The following is a 17,916-nucleotide window of genomic DNA, read 5'->3' on the forward strand; positions in this document are numbered from 1 at the left end:
GAATTGCATTTTTCGTACAGTTTTGGATACAGGCTCCACAACTAACACAATTACTTCCAAATATAGGGGTCCAGTTCCCAAGACTGATGTTTTTCATAGGACACAAAGCTGTCCACATACTGCTCCCGGGAAAAAGCCATAAGTTGCTACTGCAAACAAGTAAGATGTCCTTATATTACTCTTCTCAATAAAATCCACAATAAAAGGTGGAACACATAATCCATAATGAATGCCACAGGCAGTAGCGGATTCTTTTTATCTTCTGTTTTCATCTGAGAGTTTCTGCATAACACTGCAATCTGTGTGCCAATATAAGCCCAGATTGTAAGCATAAGGATATTCTCAAGAAAAACGAGAATTCCTGCTTTCACATAATCAAGGAAAGCAAAGGGAACACGGAAGAAAAGATAATCCGGCATTCCATTCCTAATGAATAAAAACAGACCGATACCTGCTACAATACATAATGCTGCAGATATCACCGTCTTCAACTTATCTGTAATCCGTAGCCTTGCAAACATTACCGGAATATGCATTCCAAGATGCAATCCCATGAGCACAAATGCCCAATGAGACATGGATAGATGCATCCTTCTGGCAAAAGAAACCCTCGTCATTCCATACAGGAAAGGTACTGCATGCAGCCGCCCTTCACTCTTTCTTTACTGTAAACCCTCTATCCAGGATCTGATTTCATCCTCTGATGCTCCGGCACCAAATCGCATACCATCAAGCCATGTACCGGTTCCTGCATTATCTGCAAGATTCTGACCGCTTCTTCCTATTCCACTGCTGCTTGAGGTACAGAAAGGGATCATGGTAATGCCATCAAAGCTATAACTCTCTACAAATGTATCCATGATGCGTGGTTCTTCTCCCCACCAGATTGGATACCCAATATAAATGGTTGTATAGCCGTCAAGAGAGATTGCATCACTTCCAATCTCAGATCTAGCGGATGAATCATTCTGCTCCTTGGTTGAACGGCTGCTTGAATCATTCCAGTTAAGATCTGCATCTGTGTATTCCTGCGCAGCCTTGATCTCATAGGTATCTGCACCTGTGATACCTGCAATCTCTTCCGCTACACCCTTAGTGGTTCCGGTTGCTGAGAAATATACGACAAGAGTACCACCGTTTTCCTCGGGGCTCTCTGTCACTTCCGAAGAAATATCTCCCACTATTTCATCGTTTGTGTTTGAAGCAGCTTCTTTCGTCACAGCCTGCTGTGTTTCTTCAGGGTTATTTGAAGTGTCTGTTTCCTTTGCGCTCTCCGCTTGTATTGTCTGAGTAGTATCATTTGTAGCCTGTGCTGCATTATTTCCACACGCAGCAAGACCAAAAGCCAATAAAACAGCGGCAAGTACCGATATCTTTTTCTTCATTTTGCGTCAGCCTCCTTACATCTTTCCTCCAAACACAGGGAAAAAGCCATGTTCGCCGTAATCCTTTATATGCTCCACATTTTTTAGCGCTTCCATGTCTTCATCAGAGATTACAAATTCAACGTCAGCATTACTCTTCATGTGCTCCGGATTTGCAGTCTTTGGAAGTACTATCATTCCAAGCTGAATGTCGTAACGGATGCAGAGTTGTGGAACAGATACTCCATACTTTTTAGCCATATCCGCTATCCTTTCATTCTTAAGTGCTTCTCCATGAGCTACAGGTGAATATGCTTCCATCACTATTCCTTTATTCTGACAATATTTGATCAGTTCCATAGGTGTATTAGATATATGACAGAGCACCTGATTCACCATAGGCTTTTCATCAGCATTATTCCAGATATTATCAATGTCTTCTTTTTGGAAATTGGAAACACCTATAGCACGGAGCTTACCTGCCTTATATGCATCCGTAAGTGCTCTCCACGCCTCCAGATTTCCTTCAAAATATCTGTCATCGGATTGGTTTACTTTTACCCAGGGCTGTGGGCTGTGGATGATCATCATATCTATATGATTAAGTCCCATTGCTTTCAGAGAACCATCGATCCCGTCCATCGCAGATTTATAATCCTTATGCTCCGCAGCAACCTTTGTTGTAACAAAGAGCTCATCTCTGGCAACACCTGAGTTTCTGATGCCTTCACCCACACCGGCTTCATTCATATATGCCTGTGCGGTATCTATATGTCTGTAGCCGATTTCTATTGCAGACTTCACTGCATCAGCCACCTTATCGTTATCTATAAGCCATGTTCCGAGCGCAAGCTGCGGAACAACAACACCATTTGATAATGTGATCGTAGTATTAAACATCTTTTTTCCTCCTGTTAACCATTTATGATAATTTGCCGTAGTCTTCATCAGATACAGCTTCCAGCCATTCATTGCTCGTTTCTTCACCGGCAACTTCTATTGCGAGATGTGAGAACCATGAATCCGGTGCTGCTCCGTGCCAGTGCTTTACTTCAGCAGGAATGTTTATTACTTTACCTGGAGTCATCTCCACGGCTTCTTTGCCCCATTCCTGATAATATCCTCTTCCACCGATGCAGATCAGCATCTGTCCGCCTCCACTCTTGGCATGGTGGATATGCCAGTTATTTCTGCATTCCGGCTCAAAAGTTACGTTGAAAATAGAAACCTGCTCTTTTGATACAGGAGCCAGATAACTCTGTCCTACAAAGAACTCTCCATAAGGATTCTCTTCTCCAATGGGGAAGAAAATGGAATTCTGATACTTATCCTTCTCTGTAACAACCTCTGTCGTTTCATTCCACACTTCTTTTGCCAGTCTGAATACTGCCCAACCTTTAGGCCATCCTACATACATAGTGGCGTGAGTAATGATCGCTGCAATCTCTTCCTTTGTGACACCGTGTGTCTTCGCATTCTGAAGATGATAGGTCAGGGAAGAATCTGTGATACCTGAAGCCATAAGCGAAACCACTGTAATAATACATTTGGTCTTCACATCAATGGCTTCTTCATTCCATACCTCACCAAATAATACGTCATCATTTAAATGTACGAACATTGGTGCAAATTCACCAAGCTGTTCTCTTCCTGCTGTCTGTACAATTCTCTCTGCCATTTTATTTTTCTCCTCCCAATATTTTCTGTGCTCCTGTAGTCCATACATGTTTCTTGGATGCATCAGTTCTTTTATTCTGCGCCATAACACCTGCAAGCGGGTGAGGCACATATGGCTCTTCGAGATACTTTCGTTCATCATCCGTAAGCTCAATGTCCACAGCCTTCGCCGCACCTTCTATATGATGGTGCTTGGTCGCACCTACCACAGGAGACGTTACCTTGGTAAGAAGCCAAGCCAGTGATATTTCCGTCATAGTCACGCCATGTTTCTCAGCCAGCTCTGCCACACGGTCTATGATTACAGCATCCAGCTCCGCCGTAGCATCATATTTAAACTTGGCATAGGTATCCTCGGCAGCTCTCTTGCTATCTCCCTCACCGGGCTTTCTGGATAGTCTTCCACTTGCCAGCGCACTGTACGGAGTCAGTGCGATATTCTCTTCTTCACAATAAGGCACCATCTCACGCTCTTCTTCACGGAAGATCAGATTATAAAGCCCCTGGATAGAAACAAATTTTGCAAATCCTTCTTTTTCTGCAAGTGCATTGGCCTTTGCAATCTGCCATGCAAAGCAGTTAGAAATGCCGATATATCTTGCCTTTCCTGCTTTTACGATGCGGTTAAGCCCATCCATGATATCGTAGATATCTGTATTCCAATCCCACATGTGATAGATATACAGATCCACATGATCCATTCCAAGATTTTGAAGGCTTGTGTTTATCATGTTTTCTATATGCTGCTGACCGGTAATTCCTTTTTCGATCTCTTCCTGTGTTCTCGGAAGAAATTTAGTAGCAACAACCACATCCTCGCGCTTTGCAAAATCTCTGAGAGCCCTGCCTACATACTGCTCGCTGGTGCCGCTTTGGTATGCAATAGCTGTATCATAGAAATTAACTCCAAGATCCAGACCTTTCTTTATGATCTCTCTCGAATGCTCTTCGTCAATCGTCCAGCTGTGCTGTCCTCTCGTCGCATCGCCAAATCCCATACAACCCATGCATATACGGGATACGTTCAGATCTGAATTCCCAAGTTTTGTATATTTCATTGCCTGACTCCTTTCCGTTTAAAGTACTTCATCAAGCCACTTTTTAATCACAGCTTCATCCGAGCGATTGATCTGTGTGCCTTTTTCCCACTTCACGTCACCCTTTACATTCTTATGGATCTCTTCGTCACTTCTTCCTACACCGCTTCCTCCGGATGTGCAGAAAGGAATGATGGTCTTTCCGCTGAAATCATAGCTTTCAAGGAAGGTCTCTATGATCCTCGGAGCCACTCCCCACCAGATTGGAAATCCGATGATCACCTTTTCGTATGAAGCCATGTCAGACACCATCCCTGTGATCTCAGGTCTCGCAGCCGGGTCATTCATCTCAACGCTGCTCCTACTCTGCTTGTTCATCCAGTTAAGATCATCATCCGTATATATTTCCTTTGGAACTATTTCAAAAAAATCCGCACCTACGATACGAGCAATCTCTTCACCCACTTTTTTTGTCACACCGCTTGCTGAAAATACAGCCACTAAAGTTTTTCCTGCCATTTTTTATCCTCCATTCTTATACAAACAAGCCTCTGACCTTTTAAGGCCAGAAACCAGAAAAATCAGTTTATCTTTCCACAGTTTCCTTTGCTTTCTCCGGTAACGAAATACTCATAAGTCGGGAATTCAAACAACACCGGCTTAAAGGTATGGTAGTCGATCTTGCCCTGCTCGTTCAAAACTGCTTCATCCGCATAGGTCGCAAGTATCTTGCAGATAAAGTGGTCGAAATTTTCCAGTTCATAGTTCCCATCAACCTCGCACTCGATAGAAACCTTGGCTTCATCAATAAGAGGTGCTCCATTTTCACTCATGGTCCATGCAAATGCCTCAGACTTATCCTCTTTGTTTCCGCTGATTGTTCCCATCTTATCTGCCTTGGCAAGCCATGACTCATCTACTACATTTACAGAGAGTTTTTTATTCTCACGAATGCCCTTGTTGATATAATGTGCCTGTACCAGGGATACCATCAGATGACTGTGTGCCACAGTTCCGGCATGTGCTACAAGAGTCCATGTAGGTTTATCATTTACCATTGCCCCAACAACGATCACAGGGCATGGATATAACGCAAGTGTTGCCCCAATATTTTTCTTTGCCATATTATTTCATCTCCTTTTCCCAAAAACGAATTACATTAAGTTCCAGACTATCCGCTACTTTTTCAATTGAGGATACTTCCTCATCTGTAAGTGTGATATTTGCAGCCTTTACTGCATCAAGTACCTGATTTTCCTTGGTCACACCAATGATAGGAAGGGTTTCCTTTGCTATTGCCCACGCTACAGGAATCTGAGCCATTCCTACACCATATTTGTCTGCAAGTTTCTTAAGCTCTTCATTAAGGATCTCCAGCTTATCAAGTACAGGATTATAGATCTCTGCCCTTGCAGAGCCTTCCGGCATAGGATGCTTTGTATCATACTTGCCTGACAATGCTCCCTGCTCAAGAACCATGTATGAAAAGAAGGTAATGTCATTTTCTTTACAATAATCCAGGATCCCTGAGTCTTCTGATGATCTGTTGATCAGGCTGTAATGGTTCTGTACCGCTGACAGCTTAAGACCGTGAGCCTTCAGGATCTCATTTGCCTGTTTGATCTCAGAAAGGTTATGGTTAGACACTCCAAGAAGAGGCACATTGTCCTTGCCTTCAAAGTACTTAGCCAATTCTTCCGTCCACTTTGGTGCACCAGACACATTGTGGATCCAGTAAACATCAAACCTGTCCAGATCCATAAGGCCAAGCTGCATCTCTATCATATCCTTCATTGCAGAAGCTGAAGATGCATCTGCACACTGTGGAGTAAACTTATCGGAAATGAGGTAAGACTCCCTTGGCAGCCCTTCAAGAAATCCTGCAAGCACCTTCTCTGATGTTCCCATGCCATAAGCATAGGCTGTATCCCAAAGGTTAAGTTCATTTTCCATTGCCGTGTCAAAAATAGGCTTAAGGCTCTCTGCTGTAAGATTGTTTCCAAATGTTCCGTCGTTGCCCCATGCCCATGCACCAAGAGCGATCTTAGGTAAATTTGCCATTTTGCTTTGTCCTCCTTGAAATTAGTGTTTTTATTAGTCTGCCTCGCTTTATAAAAGCTTCAGCAGACAGTTATTTGTTATCTCATAAATGGACTGATATACATAGTCCACATTTGCCTGTTTCATGGCTTCCCTCTGTTTATCCGTTACTGCGGTATAAGGAAAAATACCAAACATAAAAGGGAAAAATATGTATATAAAGTTTTGAATTTCCTGAACCGATTTCTCCGGACAAAATTTTGTGATTATCCTGCATACATTTTTCATAGACTCGCCATAAGCTACCTTAAAAGATGTAAGAAGTTCAGGTCTGCTGTTTTCCTCCATATCGTAGTTATTCATGGAGAGAAGTTTTAGCAGTTGCTGCCTGTTTGCTATGGATGATGCAAGCTTGTTTGCAAGCTGCTCCTTGGAAAGCTTCTCATTTTCCTGAAGAATAGATTGTAATTCTTCATTCCAGCGAATGTACTCCCTCTCAAAAAGGGCCAAAAATATTTCCTCTTTTGTCTGGTAGTAGTTATATATTGTCGGTCTTGAGAAGGATGTTTCATTCCCGATCTCTTTAAGAGTGATATCTTTAAAGCTCATGGTCTGATACAGCTTCTCGCAGGCACTTATGATTTCTTCTTTTCTTGCTGCGGTTCTTTCCGGTGATCCTTTTGGCATATATCTGTCTCCTAATTTTTTATTCTGACTTCGTGTCAATATGAATTATATCCGTTTTCTGACACAGTGTCAATATTTTTTTAAAAAATTAATATACGACTTATAGAAAAAAGGATTGATGTCGTTCTACTATTAGACAAAAGAAAAAGGCGCATAAATCATATGGTCTATATGCCTAATACCTTTATTGAAACAATATGCATCCCCATTCTGATCCTTGCCGCTTTAATTCTCTGTCCCAGTGTTTCTTCATTAATAAAATTCTTCATCTTCTCCCTCTTTTTGGGCCAAAACCAGAAAAAGGAACAAAGAAAAAGGACGCACAATAAGATATCAGCCTTTAACTGATTTCTTATCATGCGTCCGCGGTGGGCTATACCCCCATATCATGATGCCCTCGTTTAGTTGTCATTGTTATGCACGGATCTCCGCGCCTATGTTCAAATTCATTTACAGATAGCACCTGCCGGATGCGCCTGCTCTCTGTATTATCTTGCCCTCAGTATATTTCTTGAGGGTTACTAATCTAGTGCACTTGTTTGTGTGGCACCTGATACTGATCCCATTCATAACCGGAGTATCCTTATCTCCGGTAAGTTCGTAAGACATCTTCATGCTCTTACGGCATTTCTTGCAATAAAACTCAATTTCCTGCATTTAGACTGCGCACCTCCAAATCAAAGATTTGTTCAAAAGCTTGAAAAGGAAAGGGAAAGTCACCTTTACAAGTCATTGAGAATGTTCCTATATTTGCTTTTCCGGATAAGCCGACTATAAGTCTCCGAGGTCCGAGCAGCTTATCAAAAACCTCTGTATATTTTATGAATTCATGCGCAGAAGGCGGATGCCTCATGTCCCTCTACGCATATAAACATCCTTCTCCATATGTTCATTACCTCCATTATCCCCAACATAAGATACAGCCGTTTTCCGTTTACACTGAGGCAAGTGCCGTCTGTATGTTTCCTCCCGACATAGATTACTATAATTCTATTCAGAATTTAAATCAAGGCTAGTATATGTCACAATTTGTAATAACATTTGATTTATATTGAAATACACTGTTTTAAATGGTATATTCTTATACAGAGATTTGATACCTACCAACGACAGAAGAGAAAGGCAGACCATGAAAAATATCGGTGAAGTAATTGCATTCCACAGAAAAAATAAAAAGATATCCCAGATTGATATTGCTACAGAGCTTGAGAAATATGATATTCATATCAAAAACGCTGCTGTGAGCGCCTGGGAAAAGAGAAATAGTATACCATCTGCTGATACCTTGCTTGCATTGTGTGAAATACTTGGAATCAATGACATTTATACAGAATTTATTGGAGAAAATCCGAATGATCCATTTAAGGATTTAAATGAAGAAGGTGTAAAGAAAGTTCTTGATTACATAGAGCTTTTGAAAAAGACCGAGGATTATCAGAAGCAAACTGCTGAGATTGTTGAATTTAAGCCACGTATCATGAAGGTTGCTCTACTTCCAGCTTCAGCCGGAACCGGTTACTTTATTGACGATGAAAACTTCGATGAAGTAGAAATCTATGATCAAGTTCCAAGAAAAGCCACCTTTGGCGTTTACCTTGATGGTGACAGTATGGAACCAAGATTTAAAGATGAGCAGCTTGTATGGATAGAGCAGACAGACTGCCTTGATTCCGGTGATATAGGGTTATTCTACCTAGACGGAAAGACCTATTTCAAAAAATATATTGTAAAGTCAGCCGGAACATTCCTATTATCACTAAATGCAAAATATAAGCCCATTCCGATAAGCGAATATAGCTCATTCAAAATTTTCGGCAAGCTTGCCATTGATTAGAGTCTGATATATTGTACACCCTCTTTGGTAAAATGGTACTTGTCAGAAAGACTTTACCTATTACACGAGAGGAGTTGATGTTTTGAAAGATTTGACCTATTCCAACAATATCTATGACCTTCGTAAAAAGAACCATATAAGCCAGAACAAAATGGCTGATGATTTAGGAATCAATCGGCGTACTATAAGCCTTATCGAAAACGGCGAACAGAATGTGTCACTTGATTATGCCTATAGGATTTCAGCCTATTTTAATCTGCTGGTTCAGGAAGTATTCCCAGAGACAAAGGAAGAAGCTGAAACAACTGAAACTGAATAATTCTTTGTACATCAGCCCGCTACAAGAGCGGGCATTTATTATTATTTTGAAAGTCTTGCTCCCATCTGAAAAGCCATATCGAGATCTGCTGGAAACTGCTTCTCTCGCATTTCTTTCTTATGTTCTTCACTAAAGCCTGCCATATTAAACTTGCTATAGTCTGCTACCTGCAAAGTATCACAGCAAGGATATATTTCGACAGTTCCATTAAGTGCTTTAAATGCTTCCATTTGTCTCTCCATCTGAGCCTTATATGCGCTTTCATAAAAGGCTTTGGGAGCATTCATAGTAAGCACTACTCCTACATTCACCTTTCCCTTAAAATAGTTAGAATAATCATCGTATGACAAAGCACAAAAATGTAGCCTTTCAATCAATGCATGAACCTGGCTGGTGATATCTCCAAGATAAATCGGAGAGCCTATAAACATTGCATCTGCAGAAAATATCTTATCTATAACAGGAGACAAATCATCCTTCCAGAAGCAGTGGCATCTTTCTATATCCTTGCGTTTGCAGGCCATACAGCTTCTACATCCGGTATAGTTCAAGCTGTATAAATCAATGTACTCCGTCTCTGCACCAACTGACTCAGCACCCTTCTGCACGGACTTAAGCATTTCTGCTGTATTCCAGTTTTTTCTTGGGCTTCCATTTAAAATGATAGTTTTCATAGTTCCTCCTAACATGATCAAATCACTTTATATCCAGCCTCTTCAAGTACCGATAATGCTCTGTCAAAATTATCAGCTTTAGTCAGGATATAATCTGTATTATAGGTCGATACTGCAAATATCCCTATCTTATTATCAGCCAATATGGCTGAAATCTTTGAAAGAATTCCAATCAGAGAGTAATCCAAAACTCCCTGTATCCGAAATGCACTCCATCCATCGTCCCTTTCCAAAGTATTGGCAGGAGCATCCTCTGTCTTACATACTAAAGATATCTCCTCATCAGTCTTCCCAACAAAATAAAAACTCTTTGTGACATCTATATCTGAATCTTGTTTTAATTTACATACTGTAAAATCATAAGGTATCTTCTTTAATTCCATATAGTCATTCTCCACTCTAAAAGGAAGATGTTCGTATTATCCATGGATTCTCTCCATCTTCACATGAGGAATACCATCTTCCATAAATGGCTCTGACACAACCTCAAAGCCTTCTTTTGCATAATAGCCTATGGCATATTCCTGGGCTTCAAGGTATATCTTCTTAGCCTTTAGCCGCTCTATTGCTACCCTTACGCCTTCATGAAGGATCTGTCCTCCAATGCCTTTACCATGCTCCAGTGTAACGACTCTTCCAATCTGAGCTACTCCGGATGCTTCATCATGGTCTTTCCAAAATACCCTGAGACATCCTGCAACTCTCCTGGAATCGTTATAACAAAATACATGTATCGCATCCTGATCTTTATCATCCATATCCTGATAAATGCATTCCTGCTCTGTGACAAATATCTCAAATCTTGTTTTTAATCTCTCATAAAGCTCTGAGGTACTGAGCTCATTAAAATGCTTAACTATCAAATCCATCCAGTATCTTTATTAACTCCTTATTTCTTTCAAGCATATTATAAATGCCATCCTCTGATAGCACTCTTTTTTAAACCTCTTTAAACTTCTCAGCATCCAATGTCTTGATCACTCTTGCCGGACTGCCTGTCATATATTGCCTGTTCCTCAGGTGTGCGTTCTCTCATATCTACTCTTAATTCTTCCATCATCATTAACCCCGTTCTCTATAGTTTTTTCTCAAAAGCAATGTCCCCGCGCTCATATTCATAGTCAGCGAGTTTTACTTCTGTAAAACCGTACTTTTCATAGATATGCAAAGCCGGAGAAAGCTTACTGTTTGAAATCAAAAACAAGCGGCCTGCACCGTGCTGAATCGCCCAATTCATGGCAGCCTCAAATACCATGCTTCCACTTCCAGAATGCTTGCGTTCTTTATTAGAGCCAAGTTTACACAGTTCCCAGGTGCTTCCTTCCATAGGCTTTGCCATACATGTAGCCAGAGCCGTTCCGTCATCGTCAATGGCAAAATAAATCATGGCTCCGTCTTTCATTTCATCTTCAATATGCTCAAAGGTCTCATAATCTTCCGGTTCAAGATGACCGAAGTTATCCTCTATCCAGTCAGTGTTAAAATCTATAAAATCCTGCTTATATTTTTTGTCATACTCAATTAGTTTCACTTATTCGTATCTCCGTGTTAAATATATTATGTCAATTAAAAATCCGTTTATAGCTCTATGCTCTCTAAATCATCCGGAACATATAAATTTCCATGATAATACTGAGTTCCTTCTTCCTTATAGAGCTTTGCCCTGTCAGAAAGATTTTTATCCTCATATTCATATGGAATATCTACCTCTGTAACCTTACACTTATAAAAAATTGCAGATACAGGTGCGCCTACATACATAAATACCGTATCACCCTTTATAATCCTAGCGCCCTGCTTCCAATCAATTTCATCAGTTTCATCAAATGCATGTTCAATGTCATAATACTTTGGATTTGCAGGTACTAACCATTCCTTAGCCTGACAGAACTTATCCTTTTTCTTCCTAGATGCAGTGTCTAAAAAACTGGCATCTATCATGTTGCAGATCTCATCTACTTTCACAGTTCCATCAAGCAGAATAGTTATCCAGCTGCCCTTGTTCATGTGATAAGCAGGCAGGAAACCTTCCTGTTGTAACAAGATATCACGAAGCATAAGATCATCAATTTTTACATCAATGATATCTATACGTTCAGTACCTGGAAGCCCAAGTTTATCGGCATCAACATCCATAATTATCGCAAACCATTTTCTGTTGTCTTCATGTCTGAAAACCGCATAATCAGGGTATCTTTTCCAGAGATATTCCGGAGATGCTTTGTATTTTTTCTTTATATATTTTTCGACATCTTCTCTTAAATCCATTTCATCACTCATCATAGCTAAGATCAAACAACATAACTCTCATTTTCACTAATTGCCCTGGATGAGAATTCGAGATATACACACACTCAAATTCATTCTTATCCAGTTCCCTTAAGAATCGCATATTCTCCAAATTATTAAGTGCGTCTTTTGCTTTTTCAAGCACTTTAATAAAGTCTTTTTGTCTTACAAATACAATCAAAGCAGTCTTACAATCTCTCCATGTAAGATAGCCATCCAGCTGGTCAACCGCATCTGTTAATGCCTTAGCTCCCTTCCATATTTTACACTCAGCAACAAAAGCTGCTCTATTTTCTTGCTCTATGCAAATATCAGTTTTTCCTTTTCGTCTAAACGTTTCTCCTGTCGCTGTACCTTTGTATGTAGCGTTTAATGTTGCAAGAAGAGTATTTCTCAAATCTTCTTCCTGCATAGATTTGTATGATTCTGGTGTTCTCTCATATGTAGATAAAGTATGCTTTAATGTATCAAGAACATCTTTGTAATCCGAATCAGAAACATTGTAATAAGATTCACTATCATATTTATGCGCTATAGGAACGATTTTTCTTTCTAAAGGGACATGTTTACGAGCATATTCCTTCTTTTCTATCGAAACTTCAAACATCTGCGCTATATTGTAAAATGATTGTACTTTACTTTTTCTTGTTCTAATTGCTTCGCTAATGTATCTTCTAAGGCCATTATTAAAGGCGTTTACATCAGAATTAGCAAATCCCAATCCCTGTTTTACATCATCTAGCTCATCTTTGACTGCAGCTAGCAACCTATCTTTAGCTCCATCTCCATTCATTTCATTTAGAGCTCTTTCTGCCTTAATGATTAAATATCCATTATGTAGCGTTATCTCCGGATATCCACCTAATGAAAATGTTGAAGCCTGGCACTTAAACAAAACATCATCGCCAGAATACGGATAAAAAAAGCTTGCTATAATTCCATCAACATCTACGTATTCCTTATCATACTCAGTCCTAAAGAATGGATCTATGTATTTCCTTATTTTGCCCTGAACTATACTTCTCTTTTCAAAATCTTCCTCTTCAACTGTAACTGGTTCAATATAAAATTCTTGATACAAATTATCCGTCAGAACATCTAGGTAATTTGCCATAACCTCTTCATTTGAAAGCTTATCTATTTTTTCATTTATAGCTTTATATTGATTTCCCAACACATTTCTTAATTCATAATCCTTAAACGGTTTCATTATACTTAAGTACCTTCTCACTCTTTCTAAACATTTGAATACTCCCCTTCAAAAGACTCTCACGCAAGAATTATATCTATTAAATGCTCTTCTTTGCGGCGCCTAATCTGTCATGAAGTGCATCATAAAATCTTGGCATGGTATCGCACTGGAATTTAATCATTTTGTCCCAATCAGCTCTATCTTTAACATTGACTCCTTCCAGACGAGCAGATATACGGCAAGACTTCTTCTCATCCAGCCTTTCCCAAAACAAATCAGCGCCAAAATCTTTTTCTATATCCGCTTTCTTTGCCTTTTGATTGTTTCAATCGATTCATCAATTCTATCATTCAGCTCTTGGTATTCAGTTTCAGCATTTTTTAATGCAGTAGAAATATTCGTAGCAAATTCAAAATGATCATCATTGACGCTCAGTCCAATAATCACGTTTTTGCTCTCAATCAAATCCGCCATTTCTGGTCCCCCCTCGTTCCCGAGAATTTATAAGCCATTTTTAATGCAGTAATCCGCAATTCTGGCATACAGTCACTTAAATAAATCAAACAGTGAAAAACTCGTCTTCTTGTATATCTTGTTATATGCGGCCTTTTTAGGATTCTTAATCCATCCCATACCCTTCTTCCCATATCCGGGAATTAAGGCTTTCTTCACAGCTCTTTTTGCACGTCCCGTTGTACGTGCCTTTAGACTTCTCTTAAGACTAGGTTTTCTCATTCCAAATTTCATTAGTTGCCTCCCTTTACATTCCTAAGAATCGTTTAAAATCAATCATACGCTGAACATAATACTCTGCATCCTTTGCCGGATTCTTCCTACGTCCCGTAAAATGACTAATTAAAGCTTGCCTTGCCTCATCCAAAGAATCATCAGATTTTAACCATTCTTTAAAATCGCGATCCTCATGCTTCTCCAAAAAGAATGTATCCGTAGCCATTGTCTTTAAAGTTACATCGGAGTAAGGAGCTTTACCCTCTTTTTGTCTGGAGTCATCAGTTACCTTCCTTAAGAAATCCATATACCTTTCAAAGTACTGTTCTCTATACTGACCACCCATTTTTCTAACCATGACTCATCCTCCAATCATCCTCATCTTCCTCATCGTCTTCATCAAGCGCTTCGTCGTCTAACGCACCCAACATAGAAAGAGTAATAAGATCATCTACAAAATCTATGGAGCCATCTCCGGTCCAATCAAATCCAAACATAACGCACCTCCTTATAAACCCTCCCAAAAGCAATCTCTGATTATAAGATACTGCATGATGTTTACGTTAAAAATGTCAGGCCATTCAATCACCGAAATAGCCCAGTCCCTGACGAGGCTTGTAGTGATATGCCCCGTCTCTATATTCTAAATAATCTGTAGTTGTACGATTTATAAGATCAACTGCCAGATTATCCGGCAATGGCATATACCAATAATAATGATCTCCAAGAATCAAGTAATTGTTCTCATGTTCATAGAAATATCCCACAACCGATTCTTTTCTTATTGTTGCAACAAACCGCTCATACAATAATTTATCTTCATCTACCAGCCATTTCTTCATAAGATACTCGTGTGGTGCAGTTTTTGCATAGGTAGAAGCGAATTTCCAAAAATGACTTTCTGCATACAGCTTTGCCCCTTCAAGCGAAAATGGCACAGCCGCATTTTCTCTTTCTCGCTCATCTTCAAGCATTTGCAGTTTTGCTTTGGCCTCTTCTTCCGATTTGTAGATAAGTGGTTTCCAATCTTCACAATAGATTTCCGGAGGATTCTTCCGATCGTCATATAGACAATGTCTTTGCTCTCCTTCATCCTCACACATTCCAATATATAGCTTCGGCATAAATCATACCTCTGTTTTTCTCATTGCATTCAATATTTGATTCATCAGATCAACTGCGATTTCATCAAGTTGTGAATCTAACAAAGGATGCAACGCAATGCCTATGGTGTTACCAAACATAGATCTTTCGTATTCCGGTATGGCTTTTAATTTCTTTTTTAATTCCTCTGTTTGTTTCCACTCATTATCATTAAAGTAGAACCAAAATGGCGTTTCAGCAGATCTTGGATCCATCCAGGCACTCCGATCATATATAAGTGCAACAGCATATTCATTTATTTTTAAATATTTAATATATCCATTGCGGTTAGGGCTAGACTTTAATCCCTTTCCAGATGCCTTGATACTTTTATTTGCAACTAGGGTATCAAATAATCTATCTAAAACTTGAAAATACCGTTCCTCCCTACGTGCAATGTCTGGCCCCATGTCTTCAGAGGCAAATGGAATAAACGCTGTGCTATCCATCATGTCACAGAATCCAGCCAACTGCGCAATATCTGGTAATGCTTCGACAGCCACTGAGGAAGCTGTCCTTCGCAACACTTCAATAATCTCTGCCCAGGAAATGACTGCCATGGCCACGCCATCAACCTCAACCCTAAATCCGTTTTCACCAGTTAATTCCCTGTCTGCTTCTCTACACAGATCCGTTATTTTGTTCCATAGCGAAACTCGACGTTGTTCCGGGCATACAAAAACAAGCGCTTTTCCATGTTCTTTAATCAGACGATCCAAATAACCGTTTGGTTGATTAGAAGTTAATCCCGCATAGAACTTCATTTCACAAAGAACAACTTCTTTTCCGGATTGATCTACACCGGACATATCCGGCCGCTCACTGTTTTCACCCACCGATTGACAGGAATATGTTATATTATCATCTAAATCAAGGTTTAAAGCATCGCTAAGAAGCCTGTTAAATGCTTCGTTAAGACTATTTGAAGATGAGATAATATATCGCAGCGACACTGTTGCAACATCCTCCTGAGATCCTTTAATTCTTGAATATAAATGTGCCAATAATGATTCTGCCATAACAAATGACCCTTTCCATCAATCACAAATTACGCTTATTCTTCATTTCCCATTTTTTGAGAAATATCTTTGAGTGTTTTATTTAACTCTTCATCATCTACATATGTTGCAGCTATAGACAAAAAATATGCTGCCGTATTAAGGTCATCGTTTTCATAGAAATGCATCCCATAAGAATATGCTATTTTGATTATTTCTTCCTCCGGCCCGTATGGAATCTCATTTTCTTTAAAGTAATTAACCAGGTCTCCCTGGGTTGGGTTATAAACTTCTCCCATCTCCTGGCTTATATAATACAATTCCGAATTACCAACATCTGTCTTATCAAATTGATTTGCAAAAAGCATACAGCGGCTTTATATTCTTTCTTCTCCACGAGATAAAACGCCATGTTTCGATAACATCTGGCTAAATCCTTTGGGTAGTAGGCATACTTAAACGTTTCCTTGGTCAGCTTGGCAAATTCATCTAACATCCCACGCATTTTATATGATTCAGCATGCTCAAATGCCAATCTTGCATATGCCGGATTCCATCTTTTAGCCTTTGTCAATACTTCTGTTGCATCTTCAGTCCGGTTTAATTCGATAAGCAGACTTCCATACAACAGATACATTTCAGCATAGTCAACCTGTGATCTTCTTAAGTCTTTCTTGGGTTCGTTATACTCACGATAAAGGATTTCTTCCATAGGTTCTCTGAAACAGTAATACTCACTTACAGCATCATTCTCATACATGCCCATTTCTTCGTATTTCTGTACCATAGCTTCCATCAGTTTTAACGCAACATCTAATCTTTTCTCATAGATATTGAATCGGATTTCATCGAGCGCCGCATCAAATCCCATTGCGTTCTTCCCAAAACCCTTGCCAAGTTCTTCTTTCTTATCATCTGGAAGTACTTGGTACATTAACCTTCCACATGCACGTACAATTTCTTTCCCATACTCATGATCCTTATATTTTTCACTCTGTTCCTGGAGAAATTTTATGTCAGCCTTAGAGTCACCACTTAATCCTGCGGTAATGCTTGTCATAATTGCCTCAAAGTCTTTTTTGTCAGCCATTTCAATACCTCCTACGCACATGCGAATGCAGAAAAATCAATTAAGCTACCAATTGTATTGCCGATTTCCGTCGGCTCCATATATTCCTTGATTTTCCGTAAGGTCTTATCAAACAGTTCTTCGTCTCTGAAAATCTGCAGAAGCTCTGCTGTGTTCCTTGCATCATCTAATGAATCATGTTCTCTGCCGGAAAAATCTACACCGGCCATATCCAAAGCCATCTTCAAGGACAGCTGTCTCTCAAATCCAAGATTAGAATCAAACTCCTGCTGGAAGTCTGACCAAGCATTACCAAGCAGTTCTGCTTCCTGGTCCGATACTTCATATCCCTTCAGGGTCATCTCCTTAGAAATCTGGCCATAATCTGACTCACTCCAAGCATAAATTGTGACATCATCGCCGGTTCCCAGGCACCAGTTCGTGAACATGCGAAGTGCATCATTGAAGTTTGGAGCATTTACCACCATATCGTCCGTGATTCCGGTAAGCTTGGAAATCTTCTTCACGATGCCATCGTTATACTCAGGCTTCACATATGTACGGAAGGATGAAATCTCCTGCAGGTTGTCATCTAACATGACTGCACCGATCTCAATAGTTTCCATCGTGAATATTCTGCGTGCCTTAGACTTCTGACGAATGTTATTCATTTCTAAATCAACAACGATATGCTTCATGCGGTATTCCTCCTTACAATGACTAGTGTACTGAGTACCTCTGTCTGAGTGACATATACAACCTTTCATGCCAGGGTGTGTAGTATAGGCATTTTCAAGGGTTGCTACACATAATGGAGCCTTCATATTGGTATCCATCGCTAACCCTAAAACAGTTGCATCAAAA

At 39.8% G+C, this 17,916-nt stretch carries 27 protein-coding genes; 2 read left to right on the forward strand and 25 right to left on the reverse strand.

The annotated features are described in order from the left end of the window. Nucleotides 1-170: 170 nt before the first annotated feature. From BM153_RS11320 to BM153_RS11360, 9 genes are all read right to left on the reverse strand, one after another. On the reverse strand, nucleotides 171-578 hold the full coding sequence (locus BM153_RS11320; protein WP_092873934.1) for a hypothetical protein: 408 nt from the start codon (nucleotides 576-578) through the stop codon (nucleotides 171-173). Between the two features lie 84 nt (nucleotides 579-662). Continuing rightward, a complete protein-coding gene (locus BM153_RS11325) occupies nucleotides 663-1,385 on the reverse strand; it encodes a flavodoxin (protein WP_092873937.1) in 723 nt (240 codons plus the stop codon). Nucleotides 1,386-1,400: 15 nt separating this feature from the next. After that, entirely contained in the window at nucleotides 1,401-2,264 is an 864-nt protein-coding gene (locus BM153_RS11330) for an aldo/keto reductase (RefSeq protein WP_092874005.1), read from the reverse strand. A gap of 22 nt (nucleotides 2,265-2,286) precedes the next feature. After that, nucleotides 2,287-3,090 (reverse strand): carboxymuconolactone decarboxylase family protein, encoded by an 804-nt coding sequence (locus tag BM153_RS11335; RefSeq protein ID WP_330392124.1) that lies wholly within the window; start codon nucleotides 3,088-3,090, stop codon nucleotides 2,287-2,289. After that, entirely contained in the window at nucleotides 3,044-4,099 is a 1,056-nt protein-coding gene (locus BM153_RS11340) for an aldo/keto reductase (protein WP_092873943.1), read from the reverse strand. Before BM153_RS11340 ends, BM153_RS11335 begins: the two co-directional genes overlap by 47 nt. An 18-nt stretch (nucleotides 4,100-4,117) precedes the next feature. Further along, on the reverse strand, nucleotides 4,118-4,597 hold the full coding sequence (locus tag BM153_RS11345) for a flavodoxin (RefSeq protein ID WP_092873946.1): 480 nt from the start codon (nucleotides 4,595-4,597) through the stop codon (nucleotides 4,118-4,120). Between the two features lie 62 nt (nucleotides 4,598-4,659). Beyond that, nucleotides 4,660-5,202 (reverse strand): flavin reductase family protein, encoded by a 543-nt coding sequence (locus BM153_RS11350; protein WP_092873949.1) that lies wholly within the window; start codon nucleotides 5,200-5,202, stop codon nucleotides 4,660-4,662. Between the two features lies 1 nt (nucleotide 5,203). After that, on the reverse strand, nucleotides 5,204-6,139 hold the full coding sequence (locus tag BM153_RS11355; protein WP_092873952.1) for an aldo/keto reductase: 936 nt from the start codon (nucleotides 6,137-6,139) through the stop codon (nucleotides 5,204-5,206). Nucleotides 6,140-6,187: 48 nt separating this feature from the next. Next, nucleotides 6,188-6,805 carry a TetR/AcrR family transcriptional regulator gene (locus tag BM153_RS11360; RefSeq protein ID WP_092873955.1) on the reverse strand — a complete coding sequence of 206 codons (618 nt, stop codon included), beginning with the start codon at nucleotides 6,803-6,805 and terminating at the stop codon, nucleotides 6,188-6,190. Nucleotides 6,806-7,934: 1,129 nt separating this feature from the next. Here BM153_RS11360 and BM153_RS11370 point away from each other — a divergent pair. Then, on the forward strand, nucleotides 7,935-8,639 hold the full coding sequence (locus BM153_RS11370) for an XRE family transcriptional regulator (RefSeq protein ID WP_092873962.1): 705 nt from the start codon (nucleotides 7,935-7,937) through the stop codon (nucleotides 8,637-8,639). An 82-nt stretch (nucleotides 8,640-8,721) separates the two neighbouring features. Then, the gene (locus BM153_RS11375; RefSeq protein WP_242949139.1) at nucleotides 8,722-8,958 is read left to right on the forward strand and encodes a helix-turn-helix transcriptional regulator; all 237 of its coding nucleotides are present in this window, start codon (nucleotides 8,722-8,724) and stop codon (nucleotides 8,956-8,958) included. A gap of 41 nt (nucleotides 8,959-8,999) precedes the next feature. Here BM153_RS11375 and BM153_RS11380 read toward each other — a convergent pair whose 3' ends face one another. From BM153_RS11380 to BM153_RS11450, 16 genes are all read right to left on the reverse strand, one after another. Further along, nucleotides 9,000-9,632, reverse strand: a complete 633-nt coding sequence (locus tag BM153_RS11380; protein WP_031555345.1) for a flavodoxin family protein — start codon at nucleotides 9,630-9,632, stop codon at nucleotides 9,000-9,002. Between the two features lie 17 nt (nucleotides 9,633-9,649). Further along, nucleotides 9,650-10,015, reverse strand: a complete 366-nt coding sequence (locus BM153_RS11385; protein WP_092873965.1) for an ACT domain-containing protein — start codon at nucleotides 10,013-10,015, stop codon at nucleotides 9,650-9,652. 36 nt (nucleotides 10,016-10,051) lie between these two features. Beyond that, nucleotides 10,052-10,501, reverse strand: a complete 450-nt coding sequence (locus tag BM153_RS11390; protein WP_092873969.1) for a GNAT family N-acetyltransferase — start codon at nucleotides 10,499-10,501, stop codon at nucleotides 10,052-10,054. 206 nt (nucleotides 10,502-10,707) lie between these two features. Further along, complete coding sequence (locus tag BM153_RS11395) at nucleotides 10,708-11,163, reverse strand: GNAT family N-acetyltransferase (RefSeq protein ID WP_092873972.1); 456 nt, start codon at nucleotides 11,161-11,163, stop codon at nucleotides 10,708-10,710. Between the two features lie 47 nt (nucleotides 11,164-11,210). Further along, on the reverse strand, nucleotides 11,211-11,900 hold the full coding sequence (locus BM153_RS11400) for an MmcQ/YjbR family DNA-binding protein (RefSeq protein ID WP_242949140.1): 690 nt from the start codon (nucleotides 11,898-11,900) through the stop codon (nucleotides 11,211-11,213). A gap of 4 nt (nucleotides 11,901-11,904) precedes the next feature. Next, complete coding sequence (locus BM153_RS11405; RefSeq protein WP_092873975.1) at nucleotides 11,905-13,131, reverse strand: hypothetical protein; 1,227 nt, start codon at nucleotides 13,129-13,131, stop codon at nucleotides 11,905-11,907. A gap of 79 nt (nucleotides 13,132-13,210) precedes the next feature. Next, complete coding sequence (locus BM153_RS11410; protein WP_177205653.1) at nucleotides 13,211-13,387, reverse strand: DUF4268 domain-containing protein; 177 nt, start codon at nucleotides 13,385-13,387, stop codon at nucleotides 13,211-13,213. 20 nt (nucleotides 13,388-13,407) lie between these two features. Next, a complete protein-coding gene (locus tag BM153_RS11415) occupies nucleotides 13,408-13,587 on the reverse strand; it encodes a hypothetical protein (RefSeq protein ID WP_092873981.1) in 180 nt (59 codons plus the stop codon). Between the two features lie 72 nt (nucleotides 13,588-13,659). Then, entirely contained in the window at nucleotides 13,660-13,860 is a 201-nt protein-coding gene (locus BM153_RS11420) for a hypothetical protein (RefSeq protein WP_092873984.1), read from the reverse strand. Nucleotides 13,861-13,873: 13 nt separating this feature from the next. Further along, nucleotides 13,874-14,200 (reverse strand): hypothetical protein, encoded by a 327-nt coding sequence (locus BM153_RS11425; RefSeq protein WP_092873987.1) that lies wholly within the window; start codon nucleotides 14,198-14,200, stop codon nucleotides 13,874-13,876. Further along, nucleotides 14,193-14,339: a hypothetical protein gene (locus tag BM153_RS13750; RefSeq protein WP_177205655.1), complete on the reverse strand. Its 147-nt coding sequence runs from the start codon at nucleotides 14,337-14,339 to the stop codon at nucleotides 14,193-14,195. Before BM153_RS13750 ends, BM153_RS11425 begins: the two co-directional genes overlap by 8 nt. 84 nt (nucleotides 14,340-14,423) lie before the next feature. Continuing rightward, nucleotides 14,424-14,966, reverse strand: coding sequence for a hypothetical protein (locus tag BM153_RS11430; RefSeq protein ID WP_092873990.1), 543 nt, complete (start codon nucleotides 14,964-14,966; stop codon nucleotides 14,424-14,426). Between the two features lie 3 nt (nucleotides 14,967-14,969). Then, the gene (locus BM153_RS11435; RefSeq protein WP_092873993.1) at nucleotides 14,970-16,004 is read right to left on the reverse strand and encodes a hypothetical protein; all 1,035 of its coding nucleotides are present in this window, start codon (nucleotides 16,002-16,004) and stop codon (nucleotides 14,970-14,972) included. Nucleotides 16,005-16,039: 35 nt separating this feature from the next. After that, nucleotides 16,040-16,303, reverse strand: a complete 264-nt coding sequence (locus BM153_RS11440; RefSeq protein WP_177205657.1) for a hypothetical protein — start codon at nucleotides 16,301-16,303, stop codon at nucleotides 16,040-16,042. Continuing rightward, nucleotides 16,291-17,073 carry a hypothetical protein gene (locus tag BM153_RS11445; protein ID WP_092873999.1) on the reverse strand — a complete coding sequence of 261 codons (783 nt, stop codon included), beginning with the start codon at nucleotides 17,071-17,073 and terminating at the stop codon, nucleotides 16,291-16,293. Before BM153_RS11445 ends, BM153_RS11440 begins: the two co-directional genes overlap by 13 nt. A gap of 11 nt (nucleotides 17,074-17,084) precedes the next feature. Further along, nucleotides 17,085-17,916, reverse strand: an 832-nt coding sequence (locus BM153_RS11450; protein WP_330392126.1) for a 3'-5' exonuclease, incomplete at its 5' end; no start/stop codon positions are given.

The sequence above is a fragment of the Acetitomaculum ruminis DSM 5522 genome (assembly GCF_900112085.1).
Taxonomy (GTDB): Bacteria; Bacillota; Clostridia; order Lachnospirales; family Lachnospiraceae; genus Acetitomaculum; species Acetitomaculum ruminis.

Excerpts from the sequence above, each read along its gene's own strand:
- BM153_RS11320 (WP_092873934.1), bottom strand. The coding sequence starts at position 578 with ATGTCTCATTGGGCATTTGTGCTCATGGGATTGCATCTTGGAATGCAT.
- BM153_RS11325 (WP_092873937.1), bottom strand. The coding sequence starts at position 1,385 with ATGAAGAAAAAGATATCGGTACTTGCCGCTGTTTTATTGGCTTTTGGT.
- BM153_RS11330 (WP_092874005.1), bottom strand. The coding sequence starts at position 2,264 with ATGTTTAATACTACGATCACATTATCAAATGGTGTTGTTGTTCCGCAG.
- BM153_RS11335 (WP_330392124.1), bottom strand. The coding sequence starts at position 3,090 with ATGTATGGACTACAGGAGCACAGAAAATATTGGGAGGAGAAAAATAAA.
- BM153_RS11340 (WP_092873943.1), bottom strand. The coding sequence starts at position 4,099 with ATGAAATATACAAAACTTGGGAATTCAGATCTGAACGTATCCCGTATA.
- BM153_RS11345 (WP_092873946.1), bottom strand. The coding sequence starts at position 4,597 with ATGGCAGGAAAAACTTTAGTGGCTGTATTTTCAGCAAGCGGTGTGACA.
- BM153_RS11350 (WP_092873949.1), bottom strand. The coding sequence starts at position 5,202 with ATGGCAAAGAAAAATATTGGGGCAACACTTGCGTTATATCCATGCCCT.
- BM153_RS11355 (WP_092873952.1), bottom strand. The coding sequence starts at position 6,139 with ATGGCAAATTTACCTAAGATCGCTCTTGGTGCATGGGCATGGGGCAAC.
- BM153_RS11360 (WP_092873955.1), bottom strand. The coding sequence starts at position 6,805 with ATGCCAAAAGGATCACCGGAAAGAACCGCAGCAAGAAAAGAAGAAATC.
- BM153_RS11370 (WP_092873962.1), top strand. The coding sequence starts at position 7,935 with ATGAAAAATATCGGTGAAGTAATTGCATTCCACAGAAAAAATAAAAAG.
- BM153_RS11380 (WP_031555345.1), bottom strand. The coding sequence starts at position 9,632 with ATGAAAACTATCATTTTAAATGGAAGCCCAAGAAAAAACTGGAATACA.
- BM153_RS11385 (WP_092873965.1), bottom strand. The coding sequence starts at position 10,015 with ATGGAATTAAAGAAGATACCTTATGATTTTACAGTATGTAAATTAAAA.
- BM153_RS11390 (WP_092873969.1), bottom strand. The coding sequence starts at position 10,501 with ATGGATTTGATAGTTAAGCATTTTAATGAGCTCAGTACCTCAGAGCTT.
- BM153_RS11400 (WP_242949140.1), bottom strand. The coding sequence starts at position 11,900 with ATGGATTTAAGAGAAGATGTCGAAAAATATATAAAGAAAAAATACAAA.
- BM153_RS11405 (WP_092873975.1), bottom strand. The coding sequence starts at position 13,131 with ATGAAACCGTTTAAGGATTATGAATTAAGAAATGTGTTGGGAAATCAA.
- BM153_RS11415 (WP_092873981.1), bottom strand. The coding sequence starts at position 13,587 with ATGGCGGATTTGATTGAGAGCAAAAACGTGATTATTGGACTGAGCGTC.
- BM153_RS11420 (WP_092873984.1), bottom strand. The coding sequence starts at position 13,860 with ATGAAATTTGGAATGAGAAAACCTAGTCTTAAGAGAAGTCTAAAGGCA.
- BM153_RS11425 (WP_092873987.1), bottom strand. The coding sequence starts at position 14,200 with ATGGTTAGAAAAATGGGTGGTCAGTATAGAGAACAGTACTTTGAAAGG.
- BM153_RS13750 (WP_177205655.1), bottom strand. The coding sequence starts at position 14,339 with ATGTTTGGATTTGATTGGACCGGAGATGGCTCCATAGATTTTGTAGAT.
- BM153_RS11430 (WP_092873990.1), bottom strand. The coding sequence starts at position 14,966 with ATGCCGAAGCTATATATTGGAATGTGTGAGGATGAAGGAGAGCAAAGA.
- BM153_RS11435 (WP_092873993.1), bottom strand. The coding sequence starts at position 16,004 with ATGGCAGAATCATTATTGGCACATTTATATTCAAGAATTAAAGGATCT.
- BM153_RS11445 (WP_092873999.1), bottom strand. The coding sequence starts at position 17,073 with ATGGCTGACAAAAAAGACTTTGAGGCAATTATGACAAGCATTACCGCA.